Here is a 26,318-nt window from a genome sequence, read left to right as displayed (position 1 = left end):
TTCTAAAAAAATGGAGATGATTTCTATGAAAGAAGCGATTGTTTATCAATACGATGCGTTTAGCACGCGCCCCAATAAAGGAAATCCTGCGGGAATTGTGTTTAACGGAGATGATTTTTCAGCTGAAGAAATGCAGAACATTGCTTATCAAGCACAATTTAATGAAACTGCTTTTATCATGAGCTCTGCCCGTGCTGATTTACGAATTCGATACTTTACACCTGGACAAGAAGCAGATTTGTGTGGGCATGCTACCGTCGCTTCCCTTTATGCTTTACATAGTGAAAACAAACTTCCAAAAACTAAATTTACAGTTGAAACCAATGCTGGAATTTTGCCGATGACTGTACAAAACCGGAACGGACAACCTGTTATCACAATGGCTCAAGCTTCTCCACAGTTTCATCCGTTTTCAGGATCAAAACAAAAACTGGCAAAAGCTCTTAATCTTCATGTTGATGAGTTTGATCAAAGACTTCCTATTGTATATGGAAGTACAGGGAATTGGACGCTTATTGTACCTTTAAAAAATTTAGATGCCTGCAAGAAGATGAAGCCTAATCAAGAAGATTTCCCGCATATTTTAACAGATATGCCCAAAGCGTCTATTCATCCCTTTTGTTTTGAAACGATTCACCCAGAAGCCCATATGCATGGAAGACATTTCTCTTCACCATTTTCAGGTACGGTAGAAGACGCTGTAACTGGAACAGCGTCCGGCGTAATGGGCGCCTATTATGCGACGTATGTTGATCAGCAAGAAAACGACCGCTGGCAATTTGTTATTGAGCAAGGACAGGAAATGGATAGAGATGGCGTTGTTCATGTAGAAATCACAAAAAAAGAGCATACGTATGGTGTGGTAATCGCTGGAGAAGCAGTCTATGTAACAAAGCAAACCATTTCTTTTTCCTAATAAAAACGTGTCCGCCCATAAGGCGAACACGTTTTTTGTTTAATAAATAATAGCTTGTACGCTCATTATTGTAACGGTTAAAATAAGAATCACATTCCCTATAATTAACCACGGCTTTGCGCTTCCTCTTCTACCTTTAATAGCCGTGATTAGTCCAGCAATGGGCAATAAAGCCATAATGATGACCCAAATTTTACGAAGAATGCTGGAATCTAGATAAAAACCAAACTGCATTATCGCAAATAACACGACTGTGATAAAGAAGAAAAGTGTAGGCACAGCTAAATGAATGCCTCTTGGTCTCATTGAGTAGTACACAACATCACTTTCTTTCTATGTAAAATCTTACGTAAAATAACGTTATCATTTACAAAGAGTTTTGACAACTTTTTGAAGGATTTTGTCAACAAATTTTAATAATATAGAAGGAATTACTTTTCACTCAGCTGCCCAAAGACTGCGGGGAGTGCAGAAATTACGTCGCTTGCTAACATATCTACCGTTGTATGACCCCTATCGAGTAGCAAATCAGCTGCTTTTCCGTGAACATATACCGCATTACTGATTGCCTCTTGAAGAGAATCATGCTGCATGATAAAAGCGAGGATGATCCCTGTTAATGTGTCACCCGTTCCACCTTTGGCAAGTCCTGCGTTTCCAGTTGTATTTACATATTGTTTTCCGTCAGGTGTTGTAACAATCGTGTTTGGACCTTTTAAGACAAGATATACACCCTTTTCAACCGCATATTGCCTGGATATTGAAAATCGATTTGCTTCTACTTCTGCGATTGTTGTGTCCACGAGTCTTGCCATCTCTCCGGGGTGAGGTGTTAAAATCGTTGCGTGTTCTCTTTCTTTTACTTCTTTTTCTAAATCCGGAAGGTAAAAAAGAGCATCCGCGTCAATCACAACGGAAACCGGCTGTTGAAGCACTTGTTCGACAACTTTCTTCGTTTCTTTCGTTCTCCCAAGTCCTGGTCCGACTGCAATCGCATCATACTTCGCTTCTACGAAAGAAAGCTCGCCTGAAAAAAAGCCATCCTTGCTTGGACATGGTTTATACATCACTTCCAACATGTGCGCAGCTGCAATCGCATGAATCTCACTCGGAACAGCAAGAGTTAAAAGCCCTGCTCCGCTTGCGAGCGCTGCTTTAGAAGTTAACATCGGCGCTCCAGGTGTTTGAAGTGAACCTCCTATTACAATTCCTTTTCCATGTGAACCTTTATTGGACGAAGCTTTCCGAATGGGAAAAGATTGTTTAACCTTCTGAGTTGACCATACCTCCTTAAAACATGAACTTTTTTCAATTGCTAGCGGCGGTACACCGATATCTACAACAATCAATTCACCGTAGCTTTCTTTGCTTGGATATATAAATGCCGTGATTTTCGGCTGCTGAAGCGTAATTGTAGCATCTGCACGGATCGTAAGCTCTTGCTTCTGTTCCATTACTCCACTTGGAACATCGATGCTGTATATGTAAGCCTTAGAATCATTTATTTCTTTGATAATGTCATCATAAGGAGGTTTAATGCTGCCTTTTACTCCTATTCCTAATAGACAGTCAATGATAACGGTATACTTTTTCGCGGAGAAGTTGTCTCCTGCTGATTGCCAAGTGAATCCAGCATTTTCATAGATGATCATTGCTTTTTTGGCTGCGCCTTTTATTTTTTCCCGCACAGGAACTACCCAGACATCAACTTCATATCCTTTTGACTTCAGCGCACGGGCAATAACAAAGCCGTCTCCTCCGTTGTTTCCCGTTCCTATAAGCAGCCCTATTTTTTCATATTTTTCTATTCGCTCACTCAGCACGTTTGCAGCAGCTTGTCCGGCATTTTCCATAAGGGACTCTTCACTCATCCCAATTGTATTCATCATATAATCATCTACTTGATACATCTCTTGATTCGTTACAATTCTCATTATGCTGCTCCTTACTGAAACGGAAATGGTTCGTCTGTATTTACCGTTCCTTTTATTTTCGTTATAGTTAATTGTTCTCCTTTCACCCAATCTTCAAACGAGAAAATAAGAGGTTTTGCTTTTCGTCCAATCCCCACAATGACTTGCAGTGTCTCCGGTACATACGCCACTGTATGAAGCGTTCCGGCAGAGTTCCGATAATCTTCTTTAAAAATACCGTATTCATCTTCATTAAATAAAGAGAAAGCTTCAAGAGGCGATAGCTTTTTTTCGATATGATCTCGAATATGATCGAGCCTTTCTTTTGACTCTATCAAATGATGACGATTTTCTTCGACCAGCTGATCAAAATGGTTCGTACATCCCATCATCGTTCCTCTTTGTACGTAAACACCTCGTCCAGAAGCCTCCACTACCGCTCCCTGCCCGTTGCGGTCATAAATTGAATAATTAAACGCATGACGGTGCGGTGCTCTTTCCAAAACGGCAACAGCCTCTTCTGTCGTTTGGCATGTTTCTAAAATAAACCGAGCGAGCGTACAGCAGATAAATCCGTTCGTTTGACGGCGGCGATTGACAAAATGATAGCCAATTGCTAATCCTTTTTCATTCATTCCATCCATTCGCCCAACCATTCTCGTTCCAAACCCGACGCTTGCATATCCTTCATTTGGCTGAAAAAGCAAAAATCGACCTTCGTACGTCTTCGGATGATAATCGTAATTTCGCACGTACACGCCGTGCTGCATAAGAGCAGAACACCCCGTTTTTTTCCACTCTTGCTGATACCCGCTGTACTCATGAATAACATCTTCAAGACGCCACTCTAAGCCTTCTGCTAAGCCCACTAGCTCACTCCACAGTCCAGGGGCAAATAAGTCGTAATAATGACGAACTTCTTTTGCTATCGTTTGATAGCTTCGTAATGAACGTTTTCTTCTTTTTTGATGATTTTCAAACAGCCTTGTTCCTTTATGCAATTTCCCTTGCATTTCACCAAGCTCTCGGTAAGAACCTCGCCCTTGAATGACTTCTACCTGTATTTCTTTCACTTGTATCACTCCAATTTCCCAGTATCTTTATTGTGCAGCAAGCGCTCTATTCTTTGCAACTTTCTCCTCTCATAGAACTCTCTTCCTTTGAATACAGTTATAAAGAAACAGGTCGAAAGATTGAAAAGCATTATCATAAGAGGTGATCATATTGCTAAAGGAAGTTCAGCTAGAGATTCAGCGAAGAATCGCCTATCTGCGCCCAACACAAAAAAATGACGGGTCATTTCGCTACTGTTTTGAAACAGGCGTTATGCCTGATTCGTTTTTAATTATGCTTCTTCGCACCTTTGATTTAGATAAAGAAGTGTTGATTAAACAGTTAACCGAACGAATTGTTTCCCTTCAAAACGAAGATGGTCTTTGGACGTTGTTTGATGATGAAGAACATAACTTATCGGCCACTATTCAAGCTTATACAGCCCTTTTATATTCAGGTTATTACCAAAAAAACGACCGGGTGTTACGAAAAGCAGAAAGGTATATTATTGATTCAGGAGGCATCTCTCGCGCTCATTTTCTAACAAGATGGATGCTTTCTGTTAACGGCGTATATGAATGGCCGAAGCTGTTTTACCTGCCGCTTTCTCTTTTGCTCGTGCCTACCTATGTACCACTTAACTTTTATGAATTAAGCACCTATGCCAGAATTCACTTCGTTCCGATGATGGTAGCAGGCAATAAAAAATTTTCACTTACCTCTAGGCATACACCTTCTCTTTCTCATTTAGATGTAAGAACAAAGAAACAGGAATCGGATGAAACTACTCAAGAATCACGTGCTTCTATTTTTTTAGTCGACCATTTAAAGCAGCTGGCTTCTTTACCTTCTTACATCCACAAGCTTGGTTATCAAGCAGCCGAGCGTTACATGCTAGAAAGAATTGAAAAGGATGGAACCCTTTACAGCTACGCCACTTCTACTTTTTTTATGATTTACGGTCTTCTCGCTCTTGGCTATAAAAAAGATTCGTTTGTGATTAAAAAAGCAATCGACGGTATTTGTTCACTAATTAGTACATGCAGCGGCCACGCACATGTAGAAAACTCAACGTCAACCGTTTGGGACACGGCGCTGCTATCTTACGCTCTACAGGAAGCAGGTGTACCGCAGCAACATCCTATGATTAAAGGCACAACCGGCTACTTAAAGAAAAGACAGCATACAAAGCTTGGAGATTGGCAGTTTCATAACCCAAATACAGTACCTGGAGGCTGGGGTTTTTCCGACATTAATACGAATAACCCTGACTTAGACGATACGTCAGCCGCTATTAGAGCCCTTTCTAGAAGAGCTCAAACGGAGACAAATTATTTGGAGTCTTGGCAAAGAGGCATCAACTGGCTGTTGTCCATGCAAAACAAAGACGGCGGTTTTGCTGCATTTGAAAAAAATACCGATTCGGTTTTATTTACTTATCTGCCGCTTGAAAATGCAAAAGATGCAGCGACGGACCCGGCTACTGCTGATTTAACCGGTCGAGTGCTTGAGTGTCTAGGGAACTTTGCCGGTATGAATAAGTCTCATCCTTCGATTAAAGCTGCAGTAAAATGGCTGTTTGATCATCAATTGGATAATGGGAGCTGGTACGGCCGCTGGGGAGTTTGCTATATTTATGGAACTTGGGCCGCTATTACAGGACTGCGTGCTGTAGGAGTTTCTGCTTCTGATCCGCGTATCATTAAAGCTATTAACTGGCTTAAAAGCATTCAACAAGAAGACGGTGGATTCGGAGAATCATGCTATAGCGCTTCTCTGAAAAAATATGTGCCTTTATCGTTTAGCACTCCTTCTCAAACGGCTTGGGCTCTTGATGCTTTATTGACAGTATGTCCATTAAAAGATCGAGCCGTTGAAAAAGGAATTGTATTTTTGATGAATCCAAATCTCACAGAGCAGCAAATTCATTACCCAACGGGAATTGGTCTTCCTGGACAATTTTATATTAAGTATCACAGCTACAATGATATTTTTCCTCTTCTTGCACTTGCCCACTACGTAAAAAAACATTCTTCATAAAGGAACAGCGCCTACAGCTGTTCCTTTTTATACATAAAAGCAGGTTTTTTCAGGAAACAAGTGGAATACTTTTTAAATGTTAATAAAGAAAGGATGCATGAAATGATTAATGTTTCACCACTTTTAAAAGGAAAAAATGTGCTGCTAAGAAAACCAAAAGACAGGGACGTGAATGATTATTTAGCATGCAAGCAGACAAAAGAACTTATTCGTATGTACGGAGGCGATACTCGAAACTTAAAACCTCTTACACTACAAGATGCCGAGCGGCACATCGAGTACATAAAGTCACAAAAGCTGAATTGGTGTATTGAATATCAGCAGCGTTTTATTGGAGAAGCCCGGCTGACCGTTAACGAATACGACCGGCGCGCACGGTATGCAATTGGTTTATTTGATTCTTCCGTTTGGAATCAAGGGCTCGGCACTGAAGTTACAAAATTGGTACTTGCCTACGCCTTTGAACACCTTAACTTGCACAGAATTGATTTACGGGTGCTCGAGTACAACCATAGAGCCATCGCTTGTTATGAAAAATGTGGCTTTGTAAAAGAAGGAATGGAGCGTGAAGGTGCTTTTATTGAAGAAGCATTTCAGACAGATATTATCATGAGTATACTCGAACAAGAGTATTACCAGTTGTAGAAGAAAGAATCAGCTGTTATCATTTTACTTTTTTAAAAGTTCGTATAGCCCAAGCCTTTTGTGAATAAAGTAACATAACTATATAGCCAAAGGAGCTAACGATGACAACTTATGATTCCTCTTCTTTTGTGTTTGTAACCATTGATAAAAATGACGTCGCTGCTTTTTTACTGATTGATATTATTTGCAGCACCACTATCTATGTAGCATGTAAACATCATCTCCACAATGAGCTTGTTTCCATTGCAAGCAGCGTTCTTTTCCCCATGGTATGTAAGAAGATTTCTCGACGCTAAATCAGCTTTTTACCGGTTCTTTTAGTGATAGCCAAGTACGTTCCTTCTGCTGCTGAATCTCTACGGAGTGATTAAAAAATTTAGAAAGATGCGGCTCAGTGAGCTGGTCTTTCGTTTTTCCAGAGGAAAACACTTCTCCTTGACGCATACAAAGCGTATGGGTAAAGCACGGCAAAATTTCTTCTACATGGTGGGTAACATAGATAAGCGTAGGAGCTTTTGGCTGCTCTGCCATTTTTGCAATCAGCTGAAGAAGCTGTTCTCGAGCCATTATATCTAGACCTGTACATGGCTCATCAAGTATTAAAAGCTTTGGTAAAGCCATAAGAGCTCGAGCGATTAGCACTCGCTGACGCTCTCCTTGAGAAAGCGTTCCGTACGCCTGATTTTGTAAGTTTTCACACTTTAGCAGCTGCATTAATTCTAAGGCTTGGTTCATATCTTTTTGCTCCACTTGTTCATATAGACCAATAGATGCAAACTTTCCGCTTAAAACCATTTCTAAAACCGTGTCATCATCTCGAAACCGCTGTTGAAGTGAAGAGCTTACCCATCCAATTTCTTTTCTGAGCTCGGATAGATTTGTTTCTCCAAATCTCTTTGAAAGGACTTCTACCTGACCTTTTGTAGGCCAGACATATCCGTTGATTGTATTTAAAAGCGTTGTTTTTCCGGAACCATTTAACCCAAGCAAACACCAATGTTCTCCTTTTTTAACTGACCACGACACGTTTTTTAAAATTTCTTTTTCTGCTCTTTTTACCGAAATATTCTTAATATTAATCACGCTAACACTCCTTTATTCTCATTTTTCATTATATATACTATAACAGACTAGAGATTTCTTCCATTTGTTAACTTGCTTTTCTGTTTTCATACCAATTCTTTCAGCCACTTTAATCGATGGGGAATTGGCAGGGTCTATTAATGATATAATCTTCTGAAATTTCAGCGTATGGAGGCCGTAATCTAGGCAGGCTTTTGCTGCTTCACTTGCATATCCTTTTCCCCAGCGGCTGCGTAAAAATAAATAGCCAAGTTCTGGATCTACCTCGCCGTCTACTTTTTGAAGAACCATGCCGCACTGCCCTAGAAACTCTCCTTTCTGCTTATCCTCAGCGACCCACATGCTAATGCCATACGTTTGATAATGCTGCTTCATCCATTGAATCCAGCGACGTGTATCTTGTTCATTTTTAGTAGAAGAATAATACTTCATCGCTTCAGCATCTCCAAAGATTTTTAGTAAATTGCCTGCATCGCTTTCAGTCATGACTCGCAGCTTCATTCGTTCTGTCTCAATAATCGTATGAACCCTCTCCTTTCTAACATTTCATAGCGTAATATCTTTATTATCCGCTACTCTTTTCTTTTCGTAAAGTTTTCCTTTCCTTCTTTAGTTGGAACAGAAAAAAATGCACCAAAAAAGGCTGCTACACACAGCCCTTTAATCTGGATCACACGTTTTCCCGTACCGTAATACGTTATATATAGCACGTCCATCGCTTGCAGATGTCTCTGTATATTGAATTGGCAGCAGTGAGAAAATAACATAATAGACTGAAAAATAAACAAATTGATAGCAAAATATATCTTCAGACAGAATATTAGCCATAATTAATCCATTTATTATAAAAATAGTAAGAATATTAAACAGCACACCACCCGCATACACCACTGCATGAGAAAAGCGACTGTCGTTCTTAAGATTTTCATATTTACAAAACGAGTCTAAAAAATACACTGACTTAATTTTAAACTTCCCCATTTTAAGAATAGTTTTCCCTCTCCCTATAGTAAAATCGACCTTCCCTCCGAAAAGAATTGCCATGACGGAATGCCCCAGCTGATGAACAAATGATACAAGCGGCAATACAAGACAGAATGACCACACAAACTTTGGAAGATCATTTAACCCAAACACGCTTATCCCTCCTTTTTGCTTCCTTTCTCTACTTTTCCTCCCCATTTTCACTTAAAACTCTATTTAAATTCTTTTTTAAAACTCATACAAAATGACTAGCGTCAACCGCAGGTCTTATATCTTAGGTAAAAATTCATGTATGTAACTTATGAAAAATACATTTTCCGAAAAACAGTTGGAGTAACGTTCTCCTGTTCTTTGAAGCGCTTGATAAAATAGCTTGGATGTTCATACCCCACTTGCCTTGCTATGTCTTGTACAGAGACATGGTTGTTTTTAAGCAGCAGTTTCTTTGCTTTTTGAATGCGTACACGCGTTACGTATTCAAAAGGGCGGATACCAAGAGATTGTTGAAAAAGCAAACACGTATACTGCTCCGTTACGCTGAGCTGCTTCGCCAATACTTCTAGCGTTAACGGTTGATGATAGTATTTCTCGATATAACGAAGAACTGGGTTTAACTGAGTAATTTGCTGCAAACGACTTTTACTTTCTATATATACGCTGTCTTGCCTAAGTTTCAAAATGACACTATATATTAGTTCAGAGCAGTGCATGGTGCTAGATGTATGATTTTCTTCTAATCGATTCATTAGCTCTTGAAGCATTCTGTAAAGACTTTTAGCATGTGTAAGGACGATTTTTCCAGAAGTAGTAAATTGAAGAGAAAGCATGATATCATCAATCACGTTGCCGTTAAAAGAAACCCAGCATACTTGCCATTCGCTTGTAATGGGGTAATATTCATGCGGAACATGCGGAGTCAGAAACATCCCTTCATTTTCTTTTATAATATAAACTTCTTCATTTACACGAAGCTCTCCTCTCCCTTTTATACATTGAATCCATTGATAATCAGGAAACTCTCCCTGACGTTTAATATGCGTTTGATGTCTCCATTTTCCAGCGCTTGTAACATAAAATGGCAGTTTCATATCTTCATCTGAAAGAGCCGGAAAGTACATACGGTCCATATTACTTCCCCCTTTTTATGTGAATATAGTTATATTATCATGAAAATAATTAGATTGATAAGGTTTTCAGAAAACGTTATCATTTTTATATAAAATAATAAACTAGCACTTTAGAGATGAGGGATCGACATGTTAAAAACCGGCAAGAAATTTAATTATACAGCACCTGCAAACGGATATCCTGAATGGAATAACAACCCTGAGATTTTTCAGTTAAACCGTTCTAAAGCACACGCTTTACTTATGCCTTATCAAACGGTCGAAGAAGCCTTAAAAAATGATAGAAAATCTTCTGTTTACTATCAAAGCTTAAACGGCAGCTGGTATTTTCATTTTGCTGAAAACGCAGATGGCCGTGTCAAAAACTTTTTCGCTCCCGAGTTTTCATATGAGAAATGGGACTCCATTTCAGTTCCTTCACACTGGCAATTACAGGGATATGATTATCCTCAATATACAAACGTGACGTATCCTTGGGTTGAAAACGAAGAGCTCGAACCTCCTTTTGCACCGACTAAATATAACCCTGTAGGTCAGTATATTCGTACATTTACACCTAAGTCAGAATGGAAAGACCAGCCGGTGTACATCAGCTTCCAAGGCGTCGAATCTGCTTTTTACGTATGGGTCAACGGTGAGTTTGTTGGATACAGCGAAGACAGCTTTACTCCAGCTGAATTTGATGTCACTTCTTACCTTCAAGAAGGTGAAAACACGATAGCAGTAGAAGTATATCGCTGGAGTGATGCAAGCTGGCTTGAAGATCAAGACTTTTGGCGAATGAGCGGTATTTTCCGAGATGTGTACCTCTATTCTACTCCACCGGTTCACATCTATGACTTTAGCGTTCGCTCGCAGCTTGATGACAACTACCAGGATGGTGAACTCACCGTTTCAGCTGATGTTTTGAATTACTTTCAGCAAGGTACTCAAGACCTAACATTCGAAGCCATGCTGTATGACGCGAATCATCAAGAAGTACTCCAAGCTCCGTTGCAAACAAATCTAAGTGTGAGCGACCACCATACAATTTCCTTGCGTACACACATTAAAAACCCTGCAAAATGGAGCGCAGAAAGCCCTAATTTGTATACGCTTGTACTTAGCTTAAAGAATTCTGCTGGTTCCGTTATTGAAACAGAAAGCTGTAAAGTCGGCTTCCGTACGTTTGAACTAAAGAATGGACTTATGACAATCAACGGCAAGCGCATCGTACTTTGCGGAGTGAATCGCCACGAATTTGATTCAGTAAAAGGACGGGCAGGCATCACGCGAGAAGATATGATTCACGACATTTTGCTTATGAAACAGCACAATATTAACGCGGTACGTACATCTCATTATCCCAATGATTCAGTATGGTATGAACTATGTGATGAATACGGACTGTATGTGATTGACGAAACCAATTTAGAAACGCACGGCACGTGGACTTATTTACAAGAAGGTGAACAAAAAGCTGTTCCAGGAAGCAAGCCTGAGTGGAAAGAAAACGTATTAGATCGCTGTCGTTCTATGTACGAACGTGATAAAAACCACCCTTCTATCATTATTTGGTCGCTTGGCAATGAATCATTTGGCGGAGAAAATTTTAAGCATATGTATACTTTTTTTAAAGAAAAAGATTCCACGCGCCTTGTTCATTATGAAGGAATTTTCCATCACCGTGACTATGATGCTTCTGATATAGAAAGCACGATGTACGTTAAGCCAGCAGATGTAGAACGCTATGCATTAATGAATCCAAAAAAACCTTATATTTTGTGTGAATACAGTCATGCAATGGGTAATTCTTGCGGAAATCTGTACAAATACTGGGAGCTGTTTGATCAATATCCAATCTTGCAAGGCGGTTTTATATGGGACTGGAAAGATCAAGCTCTTCAAACAACAGCAGAAGACGGTACACCTTACTTAGCTTACGGCGGAGATTTTGGCGATACTCCTAACGATGGGAATTTCTGCGGAAACGGCTTAATCTTTGCTGATGGGACAGCTAGCCCTAAAATTGCAGAAGTAAAAAAATGCTATCAGCCTGTAAAGTGGACAGCAATCGACGCTGCAAAAGGAAAGTTTGCTGTTCAAAATAAACACCTGTTTACAAACTTGAATGCATATGATTTTGTTTGGACTGTTGAAAAAAACGGTGAACTCATTGAAAAACATGCGTCTCTTTTAGATGTAGCTCCTGATGATACAGATGAAATGACGCTTTCTTATCCTCTTTATCAGCAAGAAAATGAAACTGATGAATTTGTTTTAACTCTTTCTCTGATATTAGCCAAAGATACGGCTTGGGCTTCAGCTGGATACGAAGTAGCGCACGAACAGTTTGTACTGCCTGCGCAAGCCGCTGTACCTTCCGTAAAAGCTGTTTATCCTGCTTTAACCGTTGACCAAAATGAACAAACGCTTACAGTTACAGGCGCTAACTTCACGGCTATGTTTGACAAACAAAAAGGGCAGTTTATCTCTTACAGCTATGAGCATAGCGAGCTGCTTGCGTCGGGTTTCCGTCCGAACTTTTGGCGTGCCGTAACCGATAATGACCTCGGAAACAAATTACATGAAAGATGTCAAACGTGGCGTCAAGCAAGTTTAGATCAGCATGTGCAAAAAGTAAGTGTTCAGCCGCAAATTGACTTTGTTATCATTTCGGTTGAGCTGTCTTTAGGCAACTCTCTTCCTTCTTGCTATGTAACGTATACGCTGTATAACGATGGTGAAATGAAGATTGAACAATCTTTAACACCTTCTGAGACAATGCCAGAAATTCCGGAAATCGGCATGCTGTTTACGATGGATGAGTCTTTTGATGCTTTAACATGGTACGGAAGAGGCCCTCATGAAAATTATTGGGATCGTAAAACTGGAGCAAAGCTCGGCCTTCATAAAGGCCGTGTAAAAGAGCAAGTTACACCGTATTTACGTCCTCAAGAATGTGGAAATAAAACGGACGTTAGATGGGCCACTATTACAAACAAGCAAGGACGCGGCTTTTTGCTAAAAGGTCTGCCAACAGTTGAGCTGAACGCTTTACCTTACTCACCTTTTGAGCTGGAAGCTTACGATCATTTTTACAAATTACCGTCAAGCGATTTAGTAACCGTGCGGGTTAACTACAAGCAAATGGGCGTTGGCGGAGACGACAGCTGGGGAGCTAAAACACACCCCGATTACACACTATATGCTAACCGCTCCTACACAAATACATTTACGCTAAAACCTCTATAAAAGTAAAAAGGACTTTCGTTGGAAAGTCCTTTTTACTTATGATGTAGCCTCTGGTTTTCGCTGAGAAAGCAAAAATACCGTAGCGATAATAAGAATTGTACCTAACCACTCCGTCCATCCAAATGTCACATGAAGCCACAGAACAGAGAGCGCCGCTGCCGATAAAGGCTCTGCTGACGCAAGAACAATTGCTTCAGAAGCGCTAATGTGCTTCAAACTTTCTAAATAACAATAAAATGCAATGAGCGTGCCGAAGATAATCACAAATAGCACCGCACACAGAGACAACGGCGACCACTCACCGGCTATATGCCACGGTGGATGAATAAATGAAAAACTTACGCCGCCTATCACCATTCCCCAACCTACTACTTCAATTGAGCTCCATTTCGCAAGAAGACGTTTAGGCTGAAGCGTATAAAAAGCAGACGTTACAGCTGCTCCAATCCCCCAAAACAATGCCCACCCTGTAATAGACAGCTCGTTGAAATTTCCACTTGTTGCAAGAAAAAATGTCCCCGTTATGACGAGCACAACAGAAATCATTTCTACTTTCACGGGCCACTTTCTTGCTTGCACGGCTAAATAGCCAATAATAAATATTGGCGACGTATATTGAAGCACTGTAGCTGTAGCAGCATTTCCTGCCTCAATAGCTGCAAAGTATGTATACTGCACGCCGAGCATACCGATTACACCAAACAAAAGCAGTGAAGTCCTCTCTTCTTTTGTTTTCCAAATCGCAAAAATATTGCGCTGCTTAGAGGCTATTGCCAAAAGCAGCAATCCGGATACTAGCATACGAACGGCGACCAGCCACTCTGCGTTAAAGCCCTTATGCTGAAATAAATATTGAGCTACCGTGCCAGATACTCCCCACATCGTAGCGCCGATGATTACAAGCAGCAACCCCCATGCTCTTTTAGATGACGTTTGAACTCCTTCCACTTGCCATTCCTTCTCTCTTATATATATATATTTAACTTACCGCGCTCCTCGTTAACGGTCAATAGCAAAAAAAGTCGAAGCACTATGCTTCGACTTTTTTAAATACTTTTATGAAGTAATTTCTTGAGTAAAGGAAATAGCACATCGGGAAGTTCTTCGATGTTTGGTACTAGAATACTATATTTCCCGTACATATTTTGAATGGTTTTCTTCTGTCCTTCGTCAATTTCACCGTTAGATAAGAAAACGTTGATGACTTCAATTCCGTGCTTGCGCGCTTCTAAGACCGCTTCGTGCGTATCTACAATGCCATTTTGTTCATATCCCATAGCGGCTGGTTCACCGTCTGAAAACACAAGTAAAAATTTCTGTTGCTCAGAACGCTGAAGCAAGCGGCGTGTCATATGACGAATGGCAAATCCATCACGGTTGTCTTCTTCAGGTTCAAGCTGCATAATTTCAGGACCGCTTTTACGCTTTAATGATGCTTGAAAGTCCATAACCGTCTGCAAGTAGTTAGGTTGGCTCGTTTCGGTAGCATCATTTGTATCTTCCCAAAAACCTACAATTTGGTGAGGCACCATAACAGATTTTAACGCTTCATGAAATAGTGTAATCCCAAGCTTCGTTTCATCCATTTTGTCGTACATCGATGCAGAACAGTCAACTAAAAGAGAAAAGACAGCATCAATTTGGGCAGAATCTTCGTCTTTTTTATAAAACAACCGAGGGTTATCATCCGTCCAGAGCTTGAGAAGTTTTTTATTTAATCGGCCAAAGTGCAGCTCGCTTCTAGGAAGCGTCTTTTTATGTTCAAGCGTTTTTTCAATCATTTGCTTTAATTTCTTTTGATACGATGCAATGATTTTTTTATTCTCATCATACTGAACAACGTGATCGTCGCTCGGAAGTTTAGAATCTACGAAAACAGCATAGGCATGCTTATTTTCTTTCCCATACTCATAATCTGCTTCCCCGTCTTTTTCGGGATGCGTTTGCTCCATGGCTTCGATTTGAGAATAATCGTTTCGCGATGTTTTTTGAGAAGATCCTTGCACCATTCCCATTGCTTGATCTCCATCGTCGCCTTCACGAACACCATCGCCTAGCATGTCTGTTTTTGAACCTTGATCCATATCAAACTGTAGAAAACTTTGCGTCGCTTCGCTTGTCTCTCTATGCCACATTTCCATTTTCTCTTCGTGAATATCTTCGTCTCCGTCTTTTTCATGCTCTAAAATATCATCGTTCACTAATGAATCTTTGCGTTTTAATTCTTCAAATGTTAACCCTTCTTCTAACTGATCATACTGGAGTTCAGCCAAGAAGAAATAAGTATTAAGCATATCTTTTTCGATAATATCATCAAAAACATCTACAAGTTCAAGACAAATGCGCGATACGTCTTTTGTTGTTTTAGCTTCATATACATTTGTTAGCTGTCTGCGAATAAAAGGCATTGCTAAGTTAATCGACTCACTCATTGACGGAATTTCTTCAAACGGATTTTCAGTCGTCAATAGCAAATAGATACCGTTAAACAGTGCATCCGTATAAACACTTTTTGTTAAGTTCGCGCTCATTTGCGTAGCAAAATATTTTCTATAGAGCTGTCTTCTGACTGCGAAGGCTTTTTTCGTTCCAGGACGTTCACGTTTACATAATTCTTCTAAGCGAATATCTTCAAACAGCATAAACAGCTGCCTAGCTAAGCTAGGTACAGACGTTTTATTTATTTTCTTTAAGTATGCATTAATCTCTTTAAAGTTTGAATGCTTATAGCTTCCAATACTTCTTAAAAACACATCACTTTTTAAGCCATACACTTTGTCTTCTTCTGGACGATTATCCCAAAAGTGACTGAGATAAATAATACCGTGTACAGGGTCATAATAAGAAGAAACGCGATACTCTACTTCAATTTCATCATTTTTTGTTAATGTTTTCGTTAAATCTGCCAGCTCCATATAGAGAAAGGAATCTACATTTTTGTCGTTAAATTTAATAAATCGCATAGCGCCACTCCTTACTCAAATAATGTTTCAGCAATATTTTGAATGGCGGCTTTTTCCCTTTCATCTTCTAGCTTTTCAATAATACCGCGTTTAATCGCGCGAAGAGGCGGCATATAAAGAGCTAAATCACACGTATCGATAAGCGCACGAATAGACGCAGCTTCTTCTGATACATGGCCGCTTTGAACTTGAGTAATTAAATCTGCAGAGAGCGTGACAAATTTATCAATTAATTTTTCGTCTTTTAACTGAGACTGAGACATCAGAACTTGTTTTAAGCTGCTTCCTTGAATATACGGCACTTCAATAACAACAAAACGATTTTTTAACGCTTCGTTTAATGGAACAGTCCCCACATACCCTTCATTAATAGCCGCTACTACGCCGAACGTTTGCTGACCGCGTACTACGTCTCCAGTGAATGGGTTAGTAATCATTTTTCGGTAATCAAGTACCCCGTTTAAAATAGGAAGCGTTTCAGGTTTAGCCATGTTAATTTCATCAATATATAATAAATGGCCTTTTTTCATTGCTTGAATAACAGGTCCTTCAACAAACTCGATACCTGTTTTACCTTCTTGTTCAGAAATTGTTTTAAATCCGAGCAACGCTTCTGCATCTAAATCAACCGAACAGTTAACGCTGTGCATAGGCTGAGAAAATAAATGTGACAGCGTTTCAGCAAGCTTTGTTTTACCTGAACCTGTAGGTCCTTTTAAAAGTACGTTTTTCCCTAGTGCTAAGGCAATAATGGCATCTTCTAAAATATCTGCTTCTTCTGCTGTATAGCCGCCTTTTCCAATTAATAGCTGATCAGCATCGGACAGATTTTCATATTTACGATTCGCTAAAAGCGAAAGAACCTCTTTTGGTAATGATAATTGTGATAATTGAATTGACATAACAAAAATCCTTTCTTTCTGCATACTTTCTATAGTTTACTAAAAAATATTCTTCTTCTCAAAGAATTGCTTTACCTACGCATTTTTCGTGGGTTTCCGATAGAAAAATCGCAGTCTTTAAACATATATTCAGTAAAAAAAAGTAGGTTATTCACCTACTTTTTTACGATTTTATAGTTTTTATGATTAACGACTGTTTTCATGGATTCGCCAGTTTCAGCATCTTTCCCAAAATCTACGATAACCGAATTGTCTCGCACTACCATAACAATTCCTTTGAATCCTTTATAGTCGCCTTTTTTAGGCTGAATAGTATCGCCAACTTTAGCTGCCTTGACTTTAGGTGCTTGTTCTTCTGTACCTTGTGTATTTTCTACGTCCATCATGACCCCACCTTTTCCAATTTACCGTGTTTTTTATAAGTGAAAACACAATTTTATTTACTTTTTGTTGAAAATACTTAGTTTATTTTCCCACAAACATCCATGGTTAAACACCATGTGTTTGTCCATTTTTATTTTGCAAACAAACGCTGTATTTTTTATTATGTATGTAGCTGTTTTTTGTAAGAGCACATCCTTGTTCTATCATAACATTTTCTGTTTCCTTCGAACACCAATTACCCTTTAGTTTTTTAAAAAAATGAAAAAATAAACGGAATTATGTCGAATTTCATATGATTTTCTTTTTAGTATGATAAGCTATATATCGTATTTTAGGCATCTTTTATCTATTACATACGATTTTTGATAAAAAAACCGAAACTTTTATCCATCAATTGCGTTGATTAAATGAAAGGGGGAGAAAATGGCACACCAGCATAACTTTGAACACATTTATAAACAGCATATGCATGATTTGCTGCGCTATCTTCTCTCTCTTACTCGCAGAAAAGAATCAGCGGAAGATTTAATGCAGGAGACCTTTTACCGAGCACTTTTACATTTAGAAACATATAAAGGCGAGGAAGTGAAGCCTTGGCTGTTCAAAATTGCTTATCACGCCTTTATTGACTGGTATCGAAAAGAAAAAAAACGCCCTACTGTTGAAATAGAAGAATGGCACTTTACTCCTCAGCCGAGTGCTGAAGAGCAAGTGATGATTCAAAGTGAAATCGACAGCTGGCTTTCTGATGTATCTGCTTTGCCTCCGGCTAAGCAGAATATTGTATTGTTACGAGATTATCATGGCTTCACATATGAAGAGATTGCAGAAATGACTGGCTTTACTCTGTCAAAAGTGAAAATGGACTTGTATCGTGGTCGTCAACAATTGAAAAAAAGAAAGGAAGAGGACGGATGAGCTGTCAAGATATGAAGCATCAATGGGAAAAATATAAAAACGGCACTTTGACAGACAAAGAAGCAGAAACACTTGAAGAACATACGGAAAACTGTGAAGTATGCTCAGCTTATTTAGAGCACTTGCTAACCGAAGATGAACCGTTGTCATCAAATCCATCAACTACTCCACCAAGTGACGATACGATGTTGGATAATAAAAAAGTGAAAAAGTCCATTTATATTGCCAAATGGAAGCAGCGTCTTTCAAATGTGACAACTGTCATTAGCTCTGTAGTTCTGCTATGGATCATTGGCAGCTTTTTATCTATTGTATATTACCATCAATCAAAAACCGAATACATAAACAGCGTGAATCAAGCGGCTATCGAATCTGCTTTTCCAAACGTTCATATACGTGAAACGACTTCTGATACACAGTCCTTTTTCCGTATGCAGTCGCAAATGGAAGCTTACAAGCAAATTGGACGTGAAGAGCAGGCGATTGGGACGTTTACATTTCATCAGCTGTTTGATAAAACAAGCGGTGTAGAAAAAGAATTTTCTGGCGGTAAATATGATCTCAACCTTTCCTTTGTCTATCCTGATCCCCAAAAACTAAAGCAGCATGCGCAAGAGTATAAGGAATGGACGAACGAAACATGGAAAGCGTTAGAAAATCTACCAAAAGGAACGGTAAGCGAAGTCGCTATTTCTTTTGATGATACGTATTCACTAAAAGAAGTTCAGCAAAAAATGAGCGCCATCGACAGTCGTGATTTTTCTACCTCTTGGTATGCGCTTAATACGGGGAACGAACAAAAAACAAGCACAAAAGATGAACCATTAATTGACTTAACATCAACGTTTGGCTTTCCAGAGTTTTTAGACTTACCTTACGATCACAATGAAAATCAAACGCACTCTACTAGCAAGTCGAACGTTTTAAATATGATGAAACTATTAGCCGATAATGAAGAAACGGTCCAAAAAGTTCGTCAGCTAGACCATTCCGATTTGTTGCTAAAGCAGCGATATTCTTATGTAAAAAAACATGGAGTCGGCGTGTACGGCGTTGTGATTACAGGACCTACAAAAAAGCTTCTGAAATTAAAAAATGATCCGTCTATCACGTATGCGTCACTTGGAGATGTAGAGCTTTGGAATTGGTTCAGTCGCCCTTCATCCGGTACGTTAATGAATCAGTAGCAAGCACTTGAAAGCAAGTGCTTGTTTTTATTCCTTCGTTAATTCCTCAAACCTTTCTACCGTTTCACTTCTATCAAATGAACTGAACCATCGATAGTCTTGGTCATCTAAAATACGGTAGTGCTGACTAATCATATTTTGCTGCAGCCGAAAAGAACCTTCTTTTTGAATCTCTTTCCACCATACCCTTCCTCCAAGCGTTTTATCCTTTGGAGAAGATACACCGTTATGAGCAACGATTTCTACTACTTCTAAAGGAACGTCTCCTAAAACTGATTGAAGAATTTCACTGTCACGAAACAAGCCGCATACTGCAACAGTCGTTGTCCACCCAGCTTCCGTGCGTCCTTTTTCAATTTGCACCAATGTTTTTTTAGAAATACCAATGACTTCAGCCATTCTGTCTTGTGAATAGTTTCTTTCTAAACGAATCAATCGCATTTTATCCGATACTGATTTAATCACTTCTTGTTTATTCATTTTTACAGCCCTTTCTTTCTGTACACGCACATGTCTTTAGTGTAATATTACACCTAATTAAAGAAGAGTTTCAAGCGTTTCTCTTTTGCTCTATTACCACTGGAAAGGACAAGAAGTTAGAACTCGTTCACGTATTCCTTCGCGTTTCATTGCTATCATTTCTTCTTATCAATGGACTGGACTATGCTTAGCGATCACTATTGCGTGTTATGTATACGGACTGTCTATGGGTTCAATAAAAGCTTATGGAGAAGCTTTTACGCAGTCACAGCTTGTTAGCGTGATGACCGCTGATTTTTTTGTTTTAACGTGGCTTTCTTACGCCGTTATGACAAAAGAAAAGATAGCGTCCCGGTCTCATCTTCTCTTATGTTTCATTCCGGTTGCCGGTCCCTTTCTTATTTTGCTGCTGCTTAACCGCCAAGATGTTAGAGAAGAAAAACTTTAAATAAAAGTCTTGCGTTCCATTCATTATTCCTTTATAATCATTTCTTGTACGATGAAAGTTGATTAATTAGAAAACATTTATATATCGGCATTTTATTTACATTTGTTATACATACCTGCGCTGTGCGTATACTCATGTTGTCTTAAACCTTTGAGTGTTATAAGGGAGCTCAAAATTTAGCTGCAGATAGCATGCCCTTCTTGGGACGCTAAACCCGGCTATGAGGGCACCCACCTAGTAGATCTGGGTATTTAAGACACTTAGGGTTACGGCAGTGCGGGCTTATTTTTTAGTTAGCTGTAGCTAGCTTTTTTATTTTCTTTTTTATTAGTTTACATAATAAAATTATTGTTAAATTATATTTTTTTTAGACATGTATGTTTTATTTATCTTCGATGGAGGAATATAAAAAGTAATAAAGGAGATGGATAAAATGAATGAACAAAAAATTGCAAAAAAAGTAAATGAAGTATTAGAAGGAAATCGTGTAGGAACATTAGCCACAGTTGTAAACAATAAACCCCACTCTCGCTATATGACATTTTTCAGCGATGAAGATGGTATCGCTCTTTACACACCAACAAATATTAATACACATAAGGCGGAAGAAATCGAAGCCAATCCGAACGTACACGTACTATTGGGCTACAGCGGCGAAGGATATGGCGATCAATACTTAGAATTATCTGGTACAGCTGTTCTTCGTACGGGTAACCAGTTAAAAGAACGTATATGGAACGACCATATGAAAGAGTGGTTTGACGGTCCAAATGACCCTGAGTATGTTGTTCTTGAAATTACGCCGAACGAAATTCGCTTTATGAATGAAGGCGAAGAAACTCCTCAAACTGTTCAGTTATAATAGCAAAAAAAGCGCACAATGTGCGCTTTTTTATTTTCCTACTGCTGCTTTTAATTGAGCTGCTTTTTCTTTTGGAAACGCTGCTAAGCTAATTGCGGTAATAATAGAAACTCCATCTGCACCTGCCTCTACTACTTGTCTAGCATTTTCAGGCGTGATACCACCGATTCCTACAATTGGAAAGCCAATATCTTGGTTTCGCACTTCTTCAATTAATTTTGTACCTTGCACTGCTTTTGCGTCTTTTTTTGTGGAAGTAGGAAAAATAGGTCCCATTCCTACATAATCCGCTCCGTCTTTCATGGCCTGCTTCAGCTCTTGTATATTATGAACCGAGACGCCGACAATTCCTTTTCCTATTTTCTCTCGAACAATATGAGCTTTTTCATCTTCTTGTCCAATATGAACGCCATCTGCTTGTAAGCGAATCGCTAAATCAAGATCATCATTCACAACAAAAGGAATGTTGTGCTGTTGACAAATTTGCTGCAGTTCTTTCGCGAGCTGATATTTCGCTTCTCCCCTCAGCGCGCCTTCACCTTTTTCGCGAAATTGAAACACGGTAATACCGCCTTCAATTGCTTCTTTTAACACTTCTCGCGGATCTTTTGTACAGTTATTGCTGCCCATTATAAAATAAACTCCAAGCAGCTTTTTGATTTCTTCGTTTGTCATTTTCTGGCTCCTTTTAACGTTGATGTACTCTTGCAAAAGATTCTATATCCTGTCCAGATAGGAGATGAAGCTGATTTAACAGCTCAATTTGAAAGCTTCCCGGGCCTTCTTCACCTTTTTTCGCGGCGGCAATTTCACCTGCCACTCCATAAAAACTTAAAGCAGCAACGCTTGCCTCAACATATTCTTTTTCTACAGCGGCGAAAGCTCCTATAATTGATGTCAGCAAACATCCGGTACCCGTCACCTTTGTAAATAACGGGTGACCGTTGTCTACTGTATACGTTGTATTTCCATCTGTGATTACATCTTGCTTACCCGTGATAACGATCACTGTATTCAATTTGCTAGCTGCTTTCTCAGCAAGTTCAATGACATCTCCTTGACCTCCTAATGAATCAACACCTTTAATGAGCCATGACTCGCCTACTACATTTGCAACTTCAGCAGCGTTACCGCGAATAACTGCGATATTTAATTCTTCTACAAGCTGACGCGCCACTTCTGTACGAAACGGCGTCGCTCCTGCTCCTACAGGATCGAAAATAACCGGCACACCATTTTCGTTTGCTGATTTCCCTGCCAGTCTCATCGCTTCCACTTCTCGAGCCGTCAGTGTACCCATATTTAAGACAAGCGCTCCAGCGATTCGAGCCATGTCAGCCACTTCTTCCTTCGCATAAGCCATAACAGGTGAAGCTCCTAGTGCAAGCAGTCCATTTGCTGTAAAATTAGTTACCACAACATTCGTAATATTATGAACAAGCGGGCTTGAGTCTCTTACTTTTTCTAATTGAGCTGAAATTTTACTAATATCCATGTTCTCTCACTCTTTTCATTTAGTTTTAACCCTGCAAAAAAAGACAAAAAACACCTTGCATGCGCAAAGTGCTTTGGTATGTACTCACATTCCCTGCGCTGGCATTATCCAACAGGTTCAAATGGTCAACAGGCGTCCCTGTACTCTCAGCCTGCCCCGCGCAAGCTCCCAAACTATTCTTATTACGTTTAAAGTTTACTATTAACCTTTTTTATTTGCAACCATTTCGCTGTCTTGCCTATTAAATAAAGTTTGTCTATAGGCTGAGTGCTGTTATAAATTTTACACCTTTACTAAAAGCAATAATTAAAAGACCTCCGGTACACTACTAGAGTTCTTCTATTTTCAAGGAATTTCAGCGCTTTTTTCTTTCTGCTTATTTCTCTTGAACCGCTTGATTTCTCACAGCTGTTTTTCGGTCTTTACCCGCTCTTAATGATAGAAGAAAACAAAGCAGCAGAACAAGCGCAGCTGATACGTATGGATAATTAATGTTTATATCAAATAGAAAGCCTGCTACAACCGGTCCAATAATGTTCCCAAGACTTGTATAAGCAGAGTTTAGTCCAGCTACATACCCTTGATCGTCTTGTGCCATCATCGACATTTGCGTGCTGATTGCCGGACGTAAAATATCTGTTGCTAAAAAGACAATAAATGTCACAACAATAATAAGCCAGTACGTATGCACAAATAGCGTAAGTAAAATAAAAAGTCCTGTCATCATCAAGCAAAACGAAATCACTTTTTTCTCACCAAACTTATTTAAAATCCAGCCAAAAATCGTAACCTGCACCACAGCTCCTGCAATAGAGCCGAACGTAATGACGAACGCAATATCTTTTGGTGTAAAGCTAAATTTATGATCAACAAATAGTGAAAAAATTGTTTCATAATTAGATAATCCAAACGATGTGACAAAAACGATAATTAAACTTAAAAAATAAGGTTCTTTATAGGAATTCATAAGCTGCAGCAGCAGGCGCTCTTGTTTTGGACTCTCTTTGCTTACAGAATCTTGTACAGAACGGGACTCTGGCAAAACAATTAGTGTAATCACTGCGGCTAAGCCACCTGCTACCGCGGCCATATAAAACGGTACGCGCACGCCGTACTCAGCTAAAAAGCCTCCGATACCAGGGCCTATAATAAATCCTGTTGTAATTGCCGCCGTCACATAGCCCATTCCTTTAGCGCGTTCTTTAGCAGACGTCACGTCCGCTGTATAGGCCATAACAGCAGGCATAATAAGCGCGGCCCCGACCCCGCCTAACATTCTGGATACAAATAATAAAAGAGGTGTACTCACTGAACCAAAGAACCATTCAGACAGGGCAAAAACAATCATTCCCGCTACGATAATTTTCTTTCTCCCTAACGAATCCGATAACCGGCCCGCTAAAGGTGAAAATAGAAATTGAGTTAACGAAAACACCGCTACTAAAAGCCCCATCACGCTGCCACTGATATGAAGCTCCGTCATATATGTTGGCATAATCGGAATAACGAGACCAATTCCCGTAAAGATAATAAAAATATTCAGCATGAGCAGCAAAATTGCCGCTCGATTTCTTAACAATAATGACATATAAACCTCCTGATTATAAAAATACTGAACGTTCGGTCTATAAACATGCAAAATAATGAGGGATTACTCATTGCCGAAATAAGCATCCCCGATCATTTAAGAAGACCTTGCTATAATTCCGTTTAAAAATACGTCAATTGCTGAATGGTAAAGCTGCAGAGCATTTTCCGTGCTCGTTTTTCGAGACATGCGGCTCATTCCAACAAACAGCCCTTCTAAAACCACCGCAAGCTGTTCTGCATTTTTATGAGAAAACTCACCTTCGTCGATGCCTTTTTGCAAAAGTTTACGGTTAAAATCTACGTGCCGTTTCACCATCTCATCAATTCGCTCTTCGATATCGCTGCCCTTTTCCTCGTTGTTAAAAAATTCATCGGCGGCTTTCGTAAGAGGATGATTTAAATCATCTAAAATAATTTGCTCCGCAATTCCAAAAAGCTTATCTCTTGTTGTTTTATAAAGAGACTCTCTTTCCTTCCAGTTTCGTTCCCACTCAAGATCCCATTCGTCTATTAAATAAAGAAACAGCCCTTCTTTACTTTTAAAGTGATAATAAATATTCCCTTTACTGCTTCCAGTAGCTTCTACAATTTCTTCAATAGACGTAGCTTTATAGCCTTTTTGAGAAAACAATGCTTTAGCAGCATCTGCCACTTTTCTTTTTGTTTGTTCACTTTGAAGCTTTTTTTTGTTCAAGCTATTTCCACCGCCCTGCACATTTTTTATACTGAACATTCGTTTTGTATTATCTGACACTTATACTACATAGGAAAAACCTTTTTGTCTAGTGAAAAAACCGAGGTTATACCTTCTTATATGGATCATGACAAAACAAAGCCTTTTAAAAAGGCTTTGCCTAAAAAGCTTACTTGCTAACAGGATAAATGACAGCTGCTTGCCCGCACAGCTTGCGTACAAATAAAAAACTCATCTGCGCCTTCTTTCCTGTCTTTTAATCATTCAATTCTTTTGTCATAAATACACTATATGGATCTTCTTTATAGGTAGAAAACGGTTCGCATTGGTAAAATCCAAAACTGGCGTACAGCTTTCTAGCCGGTTCAAAAGCAGGTGCAGATCCTGTTTCTAAGCTTAAGCGTCGATATCCTCGTTTTTGTGCTTCATTTATTATGTACTGCAGCAGTTCTCTAGCAACTCCTTTTCGCAAATGAGCGGTGGCTGTTCGCATCGATTTAACTTCTCCGTGATGCTCATCTAGCTCTTTTATAGCCCCGCACCCTGCTAGCTGACTGCCTTCCCACACGCTCCAAAACGTAATATCATGTTGTTTTAAGCTTTCGATATCTAGAGCATGAATACTTTCAGGCGGCGAATGTAAGTTCATTCCTTGGAGGTGAGAACTTACTAATTCAATAACTTCATTGTTCGTTAAATTGTCTCTCTTTATTTTAATCATCTTTTCTTCCTTTCTTCTATCATACAGCAGTAAACTAAAACTCTCTTGATGAATAGATTCACTGTCTACCTTCAAAAATCCTTTATACATTTTCTTCTTTTTCTCCGTGTATGAAACCCGACTTTGCCAAGCAGATCTTTCATACATTGTTAAACGGAGGTGAAATTCGTTGAAGAAAGTTTTATTTTGTCTTATCCCTCTTTTGTTTTTATTGTCTGCCTGCTTTAGTGACCCTGTTCAAGATGATTTAATTGACTATAACAATCAAGATCTAAAAAAAGCCGCTCAGCTTGAAAAAGAAGCGATTGACGCATACGATTCTGTTACAGGCGCTAACTACACAAGTGACGCTGTTATGTACGATACGATGACGAGTGAAGTGATCCCTACCTATCGTAAATTTGTTGACGAACTGGAAAATATCGATGTAGAAACCGACGATCTTCGAAAGGTTCATGAAGGCTATATAAAAGCTGCCAATACTCAGTATAATGCTTTTATTAAAATTGTCAGCGCTTTAGAAAAGCAGGACCACAACCTTATTGCTGAGGCAAATGCTATGCTTGATGAAGCCCGAAAAGGCATACGCGATTACAATGCAGCTATTAAAAAACTGGCTAAAGAACATGATGTAAAAATTGAAGAACCAAAAACACAGCCGGAAAACAGCCTATAGTTT

Annotated in this window: 27 protein-coding genes, 1 other RNA gene and 1 riboswitch; of the genes, 11 read left to right on the top strand and 17 right to left on the bottom strand. The window is 39.3% G+C overall.

Going from position 1 to position 26,318, the window contains the following annotated elements; genetic code table 11:
- Positions 1-25 precede the first annotated feature (25 nt).
- Complete coding sequence (locus tag ACLHDF_RS18205; RefSeq protein ID WP_413920108.1) at positions 26-916, top strand: PhzF family phenazine biosynthesis isomerase; 891 nt, start codon at positions 26-28, stop codon at positions 914-916.
- A gap of 39 nt (positions 917-955) precedes the next feature.
- On the opposite strand, the gene ACLHDF_RS18200 is transcribed toward ACLHDF_RS18205, so the two are convergent.
- From ACLHDF_RS18200 to ACLHDF_RS18190, 3 genes are all read right to left on the bottom strand, one after another.
- Positions 956-1,234, bottom strand: coding sequence for a hypothetical protein (locus ACLHDF_RS18200; RefSeq protein WP_413920107.1), 279 nt, complete (start codon positions 1,232-1,234; stop codon positions 956-958).
- 113 nt (positions 1,235-1,347) lie between these two features.
- A complete protein-coding gene (locus ACLHDF_RS18195; RefSeq protein WP_413920106.1) occupies positions 1,348-2,850 on the bottom strand; it encodes an NAD(P)H-hydrate dehydratase in 1,503 nt (500 codons plus the stop codon).
- An 11-nt stretch (positions 2,851-2,861) separates the two neighbouring features.
- Positions 2,862-3,902: a C45 family autoproteolytic acyltransferase/hydolase gene (locus ACLHDF_RS18190; RefSeq protein WP_413920105.1), complete on the bottom strand. Its 1,041-nt coding sequence runs from the start codon at positions 3,900-3,902 to the stop codon at positions 2,862-2,864.
- Between the two features lie 142 nt (positions 3,903-4,044).
- Here ACLHDF_RS18190 and ACLHDF_RS18185 point away from each other — a divergent pair, with 142 nt between their 5' ends.
- The 3 genes from ACLHDF_RS18185 (at position 4,045) to ACLHDF_RS18175 (ending at position 6,863) form a co-directional block, all read left to right on the top strand.
- On the top strand, positions 4,045-5,922 hold the full coding sequence (locus ACLHDF_RS18185) for a prenyltransferase/squalene oxidase repeat-containing protein (RefSeq protein WP_413920104.1): 1,878 nt from the start codon (positions 4,045-4,047) through the stop codon (positions 5,920-5,922).
- 102 nt (positions 5,923-6,024) lie between these two features.
- The gene (locus ACLHDF_RS18180; protein WP_413920103.1) at positions 6,025-6,567 is read left to right on the top strand and encodes a GNAT family N-acetyltransferase; all 543 of its coding nucleotides are present in this window, start codon (positions 6,025-6,027) and stop codon (positions 6,565-6,567) included.
- A 101-nt stretch (positions 6,568-6,668) separates the two neighbouring features.
- Entirely contained in the window at positions 6,669-6,863 is a 195-nt protein-coding gene (locus ACLHDF_RS18175; RefSeq protein WP_413920102.1) for a hypothetical protein, read from the top strand.
- Position 6,864: 1 nt separating this feature from the next.
- On the opposite strand, the gene ACLHDF_RS18170 is transcribed toward ACLHDF_RS18175, so the two are convergent.
- The 4 genes from ACLHDF_RS18170 to ACLHDF_RS18155 form a co-directional block, all read right to left on the bottom strand.
- A complete protein-coding gene (locus ACLHDF_RS18170) occupies positions 6,865-7,650 on the bottom strand; it encodes an ABC transporter ATP-binding protein (RefSeq protein ID WP_413920101.1) in 786 nt (261 codons plus the stop codon).
- 18 nt (positions 7,651-7,668) lie between these two features.
- Complete coding sequence (locus ACLHDF_RS18165; RefSeq protein ID WP_413920100.1) at positions 7,669-8,151, bottom strand: GNAT family N-acetyltransferase; 483 nt, start codon at positions 8,149-8,151, stop codon at positions 7,669-7,671.
- Between the two features lie 159 nt (positions 8,152-8,310).
- Positions 8,311-8,787, bottom strand: a complete 477-nt coding sequence (locus ACLHDF_RS18160; protein WP_413920099.1) for a site-2 protease family protein — start codon at positions 8,785-8,787, stop codon at positions 8,311-8,313.
- A gap of 146 nt (positions 8,788-8,933) precedes the next feature.
- Complete coding sequence (locus ACLHDF_RS18155; RefSeq protein ID WP_413920098.1) at positions 8,934-9,761, bottom strand: AraC family transcriptional regulator; 828 nt, start codon at positions 9,759-9,761, stop codon at positions 8,934-8,936.
- A gap of 129 nt (positions 9,762-9,890) precedes the next feature.
- Between ACLHDF_RS18155 and ACLHDF_RS18150 the strand changes: the two genes are divergently transcribed.
- Positions 9,891-12,995, top strand: a complete 3,105-nt coding sequence (locus ACLHDF_RS18150) for a glycoside hydrolase family 2 TIM barrel-domain containing protein (RefSeq protein ID WP_413920097.1) — start codon at positions 9,891-9,893, stop codon at positions 12,993-12,995.
- A gap of 36 nt (positions 12,996-13,031) precedes the next feature.
- On the opposite strand, the gene ACLHDF_RS18145 is transcribed toward ACLHDF_RS18150, so the two are convergent.
- From ACLHDF_RS18145 to ACLHDF_RS18130, 4 genes are all read right to left on the bottom strand, one after another.
- Complete coding sequence (locus ACLHDF_RS18145; protein WP_413920096.1) at positions 13,032-13,943, bottom strand: EamA family transporter; 912 nt, start codon at positions 13,941-13,943, stop codon at positions 13,032-13,034.
- A 98-nt stretch (positions 13,944-14,041) separates the two neighbouring features.
- Positions 14,042-15,958 (bottom strand): vWA domain-containing protein, encoded by a 1,917-nt coding sequence (locus ACLHDF_RS18140; protein ID WP_413920095.1) that lies wholly within the window; start codon positions 15,956-15,958, stop codon positions 14,042-14,044.
- Between the two features lie 11 nt (positions 15,959-15,969).
- Complete coding sequence (locus tag ACLHDF_RS18135) at positions 15,970-16,884, bottom strand: ATP-binding protein (RefSeq protein ID WP_413920094.1); 915 nt, start codon at positions 16,882-16,884, stop codon at positions 15,970-15,972.
- Between the two features lie 131 nt (positions 16,885-17,015).
- Entirely contained in the window at positions 17,016-17,246 is a 231-nt protein-coding gene (locus tag ACLHDF_RS18130; RefSeq protein ID WP_013056869.1) for a YkvS family protein, read from the bottom strand.
- A 421-nt stretch (positions 17,247-17,667) separates the two neighbouring features.
- Here ACLHDF_RS18130 and ACLHDF_RS18125 point away from each other — a divergent pair, with 421 nt between their 5' ends.
- Complete coding sequence (locus ACLHDF_RS18125) at positions 17,668-18,162, top strand: RNA polymerase sigma factor (protein ID WP_413920093.1); 495 nt, start codon at positions 17,668-17,670, stop codon at positions 18,160-18,162.
- Positions 18,159-19,349, top strand: coding sequence for an anti-sigma factor (locus ACLHDF_RS18120; RefSeq protein ID WP_413920092.1), 1,191 nt, complete (start codon positions 18,159-18,161; stop codon positions 19,347-19,349). Before ACLHDF_RS18125 ends, ACLHDF_RS18120 begins: the two co-directional genes overlap by 4 nt.
- A gap of 27 nt (positions 19,350-19,376) precedes the next feature.
- Here the strand turns inward: ACLHDF_RS18120 and ACLHDF_RS18115 are convergent, their stop codons facing one another.
- Positions 19,377-19,829, bottom strand: a complete 453-nt coding sequence (locus tag ACLHDF_RS18115; RefSeq protein WP_413920091.1) for a helix-turn-helix transcriptional regulator — start codon at positions 19,827-19,829, stop codon at positions 19,377-19,379.
- A gap of 85 nt (positions 19,830-19,914) precedes the next feature.
- Between ACLHDF_RS18115 and ACLHDF_RS18110 the strand changes: the two genes are divergently transcribed.
- The 3 genes from ACLHDF_RS18110 (at position 19,915) to ACLHDF_RS18100 (ending at position 21,139) form a co-directional block, all read left to right on the top strand.
- On the top strand, positions 19,915-20,277 hold the full coding sequence (locus ACLHDF_RS18110) for a hypothetical protein (protein ID WP_413920090.1): 363 nt from the start codon (positions 19,915-19,917) through the stop codon (positions 20,275-20,277).
- Between the two features lie 109 nt (positions 20,278-20,386).
- Positions 20,387-20,564: non-coding RNA, 6S RNA (ssrS, locus tag ACLHDF_RS18105), on the top strand.
- Between the two features lie 146 nt (positions 20,565-20,710).
- Positions 20,711-21,139: a pyridoxamine 5'-phosphate oxidase family protein gene (locus ACLHDF_RS18100; protein WP_413920089.1), complete on the top strand. Its 429-nt coding sequence runs from the start codon at positions 20,711-20,713 to the stop codon at positions 21,137-21,139.
- 30 nt (positions 21,140-21,169) lie between these two features.
- Here ACLHDF_RS18100 and thiE read toward each other — a convergent pair whose 3' ends face one another.
- From thiE to ACLHDF_RS18075, 5 genes are all read right to left on the bottom strand, one after another.
- Positions 21,170-21,814, bottom strand: coding sequence for a thiamine phosphate synthase (gene thiE, locus ACLHDF_RS18095; RefSeq protein ID WP_413920088.1), 645 nt, complete (start codon positions 21,812-21,814; stop codon positions 21,170-21,172).
- Between the two features lie 13 nt (positions 21,815-21,827).
- Positions 21,828-22,634: a hydroxyethylthiazole kinase gene (thiM, locus tag ACLHDF_RS18090; RefSeq protein WP_413920087.1), complete on the bottom strand. Its 807-nt coding sequence runs from the start codon at positions 22,632-22,634 to the stop codon at positions 21,828-21,830.
- Between the two features lie 73 nt (positions 22,635-22,707).
- Positions 22,708-22,816, bottom strand: a riboswitch (TPP riboswitch).
- Positions 22,817-23,010: 194 nt separating this feature from the next.
- The gene (locus tag ACLHDF_RS18085; RefSeq protein WP_413920086.1) at positions 23,011-24,222 is read right to left on the bottom strand and encodes an MFS transporter; all 1,212 of its coding nucleotides are present in this window, start codon (positions 24,220-24,222) and stop codon (positions 23,011-23,013) included.
- Between the two features lie 96 nt (positions 24,223-24,318).
- On the bottom strand, positions 24,319-24,918 hold the full coding sequence (locus ACLHDF_RS18080; RefSeq protein WP_413920085.1) for a TetR/AcrR family transcriptional regulator: 600 nt from the start codon (positions 24,916-24,918) through the stop codon (positions 24,319-24,321).
- Positions 24,919-25,174: 256 nt separating this feature from the next.
- Positions 25,175-25,636, bottom strand: coding sequence for a GNAT family N-acetyltransferase (locus tag ACLHDF_RS18075; RefSeq protein WP_413920289.1), 462 nt, complete (start codon positions 25,634-25,636; stop codon positions 25,175-25,177).
- A gap of 172 nt (positions 25,637-25,808) precedes the next feature.
- Between ACLHDF_RS18075 and ACLHDF_RS18070 the strand changes: the two genes are divergently transcribed.
- Positions 25,809-26,315 (top strand): hypothetical protein, encoded by a 507-nt coding sequence (locus tag ACLHDF_RS18070; RefSeq protein WP_413920084.1) that lies wholly within the window; start codon positions 25,809-25,811, stop codon positions 26,313-26,315.
- The last annotated feature ends 3 nt before the right edge of the window (positions 26,316-26,318 follow it).

Origin of the sequence: Priestia megaterium (assembly GCF_046599315.1) — a bacterium.
GTDB lineage: Bacteria > Bacillota > Bacilli > Bacillales > Bacillaceae_H > Priestia > Priestia megaterium_F.
This window is presented reverse-complemented; position numbering and strand designations above follow the sequence as displayed.

Excerpts from the sequence above, each read along its gene's own strand:
- ACLHDF_RS18205 (WP_413920108.1), top strand. The coding sequence starts at position 26 with ATGAAAGAAGCGATTGTTTATCAATACGATGCGTTTAGCACGCGCCCC.
- ACLHDF_RS18195 (WP_413920106.1), bottom strand. The coding sequence starts at position 2,850 with ATGAGAATTGTAACGAATCAAGAGATGTATCAAGTAGATGATTATATG.
- ACLHDF_RS18180 (WP_413920103.1), top strand. The coding sequence starts at position 6,025 with ATGATTAATGTTTCACCACTTTTAAAAGGAAAAAATGTGCTGCTAAGA.
- ACLHDF_RS18175 (WP_413920102.1), top strand. The coding sequence starts at position 6,669 with ATGACAACTTATGATTCCTCTTCTTTTGTGTTTGTAACCATTGATAAA.
- ACLHDF_RS18165 (WP_413920100.1), bottom strand. The coding sequence starts at position 8,151 with ATGAAGCTGCGAGTCATGACTGAAAGCGATGCAGGCAATTTACTAAAA.
- ACLHDF_RS18155 (WP_413920098.1), bottom strand. The coding sequence starts at position 9,761 with ATGGACCGTATGTACTTTCCGGCTCTTTCAGATGAAGATATGAAACTG.
- ACLHDF_RS18150 (WP_413920097.1), top strand. The coding sequence starts at position 9,891 with ATGTTAAAAACCGGCAAGAAATTTAATTATACAGCACCTGCAAACGGA.
- ACLHDF_RS18140 (WP_413920095.1), bottom strand. The coding sequence starts at position 15,958 with ATGCGATTTATTAAATTTAACGACAAAAATGTAGATTCCTTTCTCTAT.
- ACLHDF_RS18135 (WP_413920094.1), bottom strand. The coding sequence starts at position 16,884 with ATGCAGAAAGAAAGGATTTTTGTTATGTCAATTCAATTATCACAATTA.
- ACLHDF_RS18130 (WP_013056869.1), bottom strand. The coding sequence starts at position 17,246 with ATGATGGACGTAGAAAATACACAAGGTACAGAAGAACAAGCACCTAAA.
- ACLHDF_RS18125 (WP_413920093.1), top strand. The coding sequence starts at position 17,668 with ATGGCACACCAGCATAACTTTGAACACATTTATAAACAGCATATGCAT.
- ACLHDF_RS18120 (WP_413920092.1), top strand. The coding sequence starts at position 18,159 with ATGAGCTGTCAAGATATGAAGCATCAATGGGAAAAATATAAAAACGGC.
- ACLHDF_RS18115 (WP_413920091.1), bottom strand. The coding sequence starts at position 19,829 with ATGAATAAACAAGAAGTGATTAAATCAGTATCGGATAAAATGCGATTG.
- ACLHDF_RS18100 (WP_413920089.1), top strand. The coding sequence starts at position 20,711 with ATGAATGAACAAAAAATTGCAAAAAAAGTAAATGAAGTATTAGAAGGA.
- thiE (WP_413920088.1), bottom strand. The coding sequence starts at position 21,814 with ATGACAAACGAAGAAATCAAAAAGCTGCTTGGAGTTTATTTTATAATG.
- thiM (WP_413920087.1), bottom strand. The coding sequence starts at position 22,634 with ATGGATATTAGTAAAATTTCAGCTCAATTAGAAAAAGTAAGAGACTCA.
- ACLHDF_RS18085 (WP_413920086.1), bottom strand. The coding sequence starts at position 24,222 with ATGTCATTATTGTTAAGAAATCGAGCGGCAATTTTGCTGCTCATGCTG.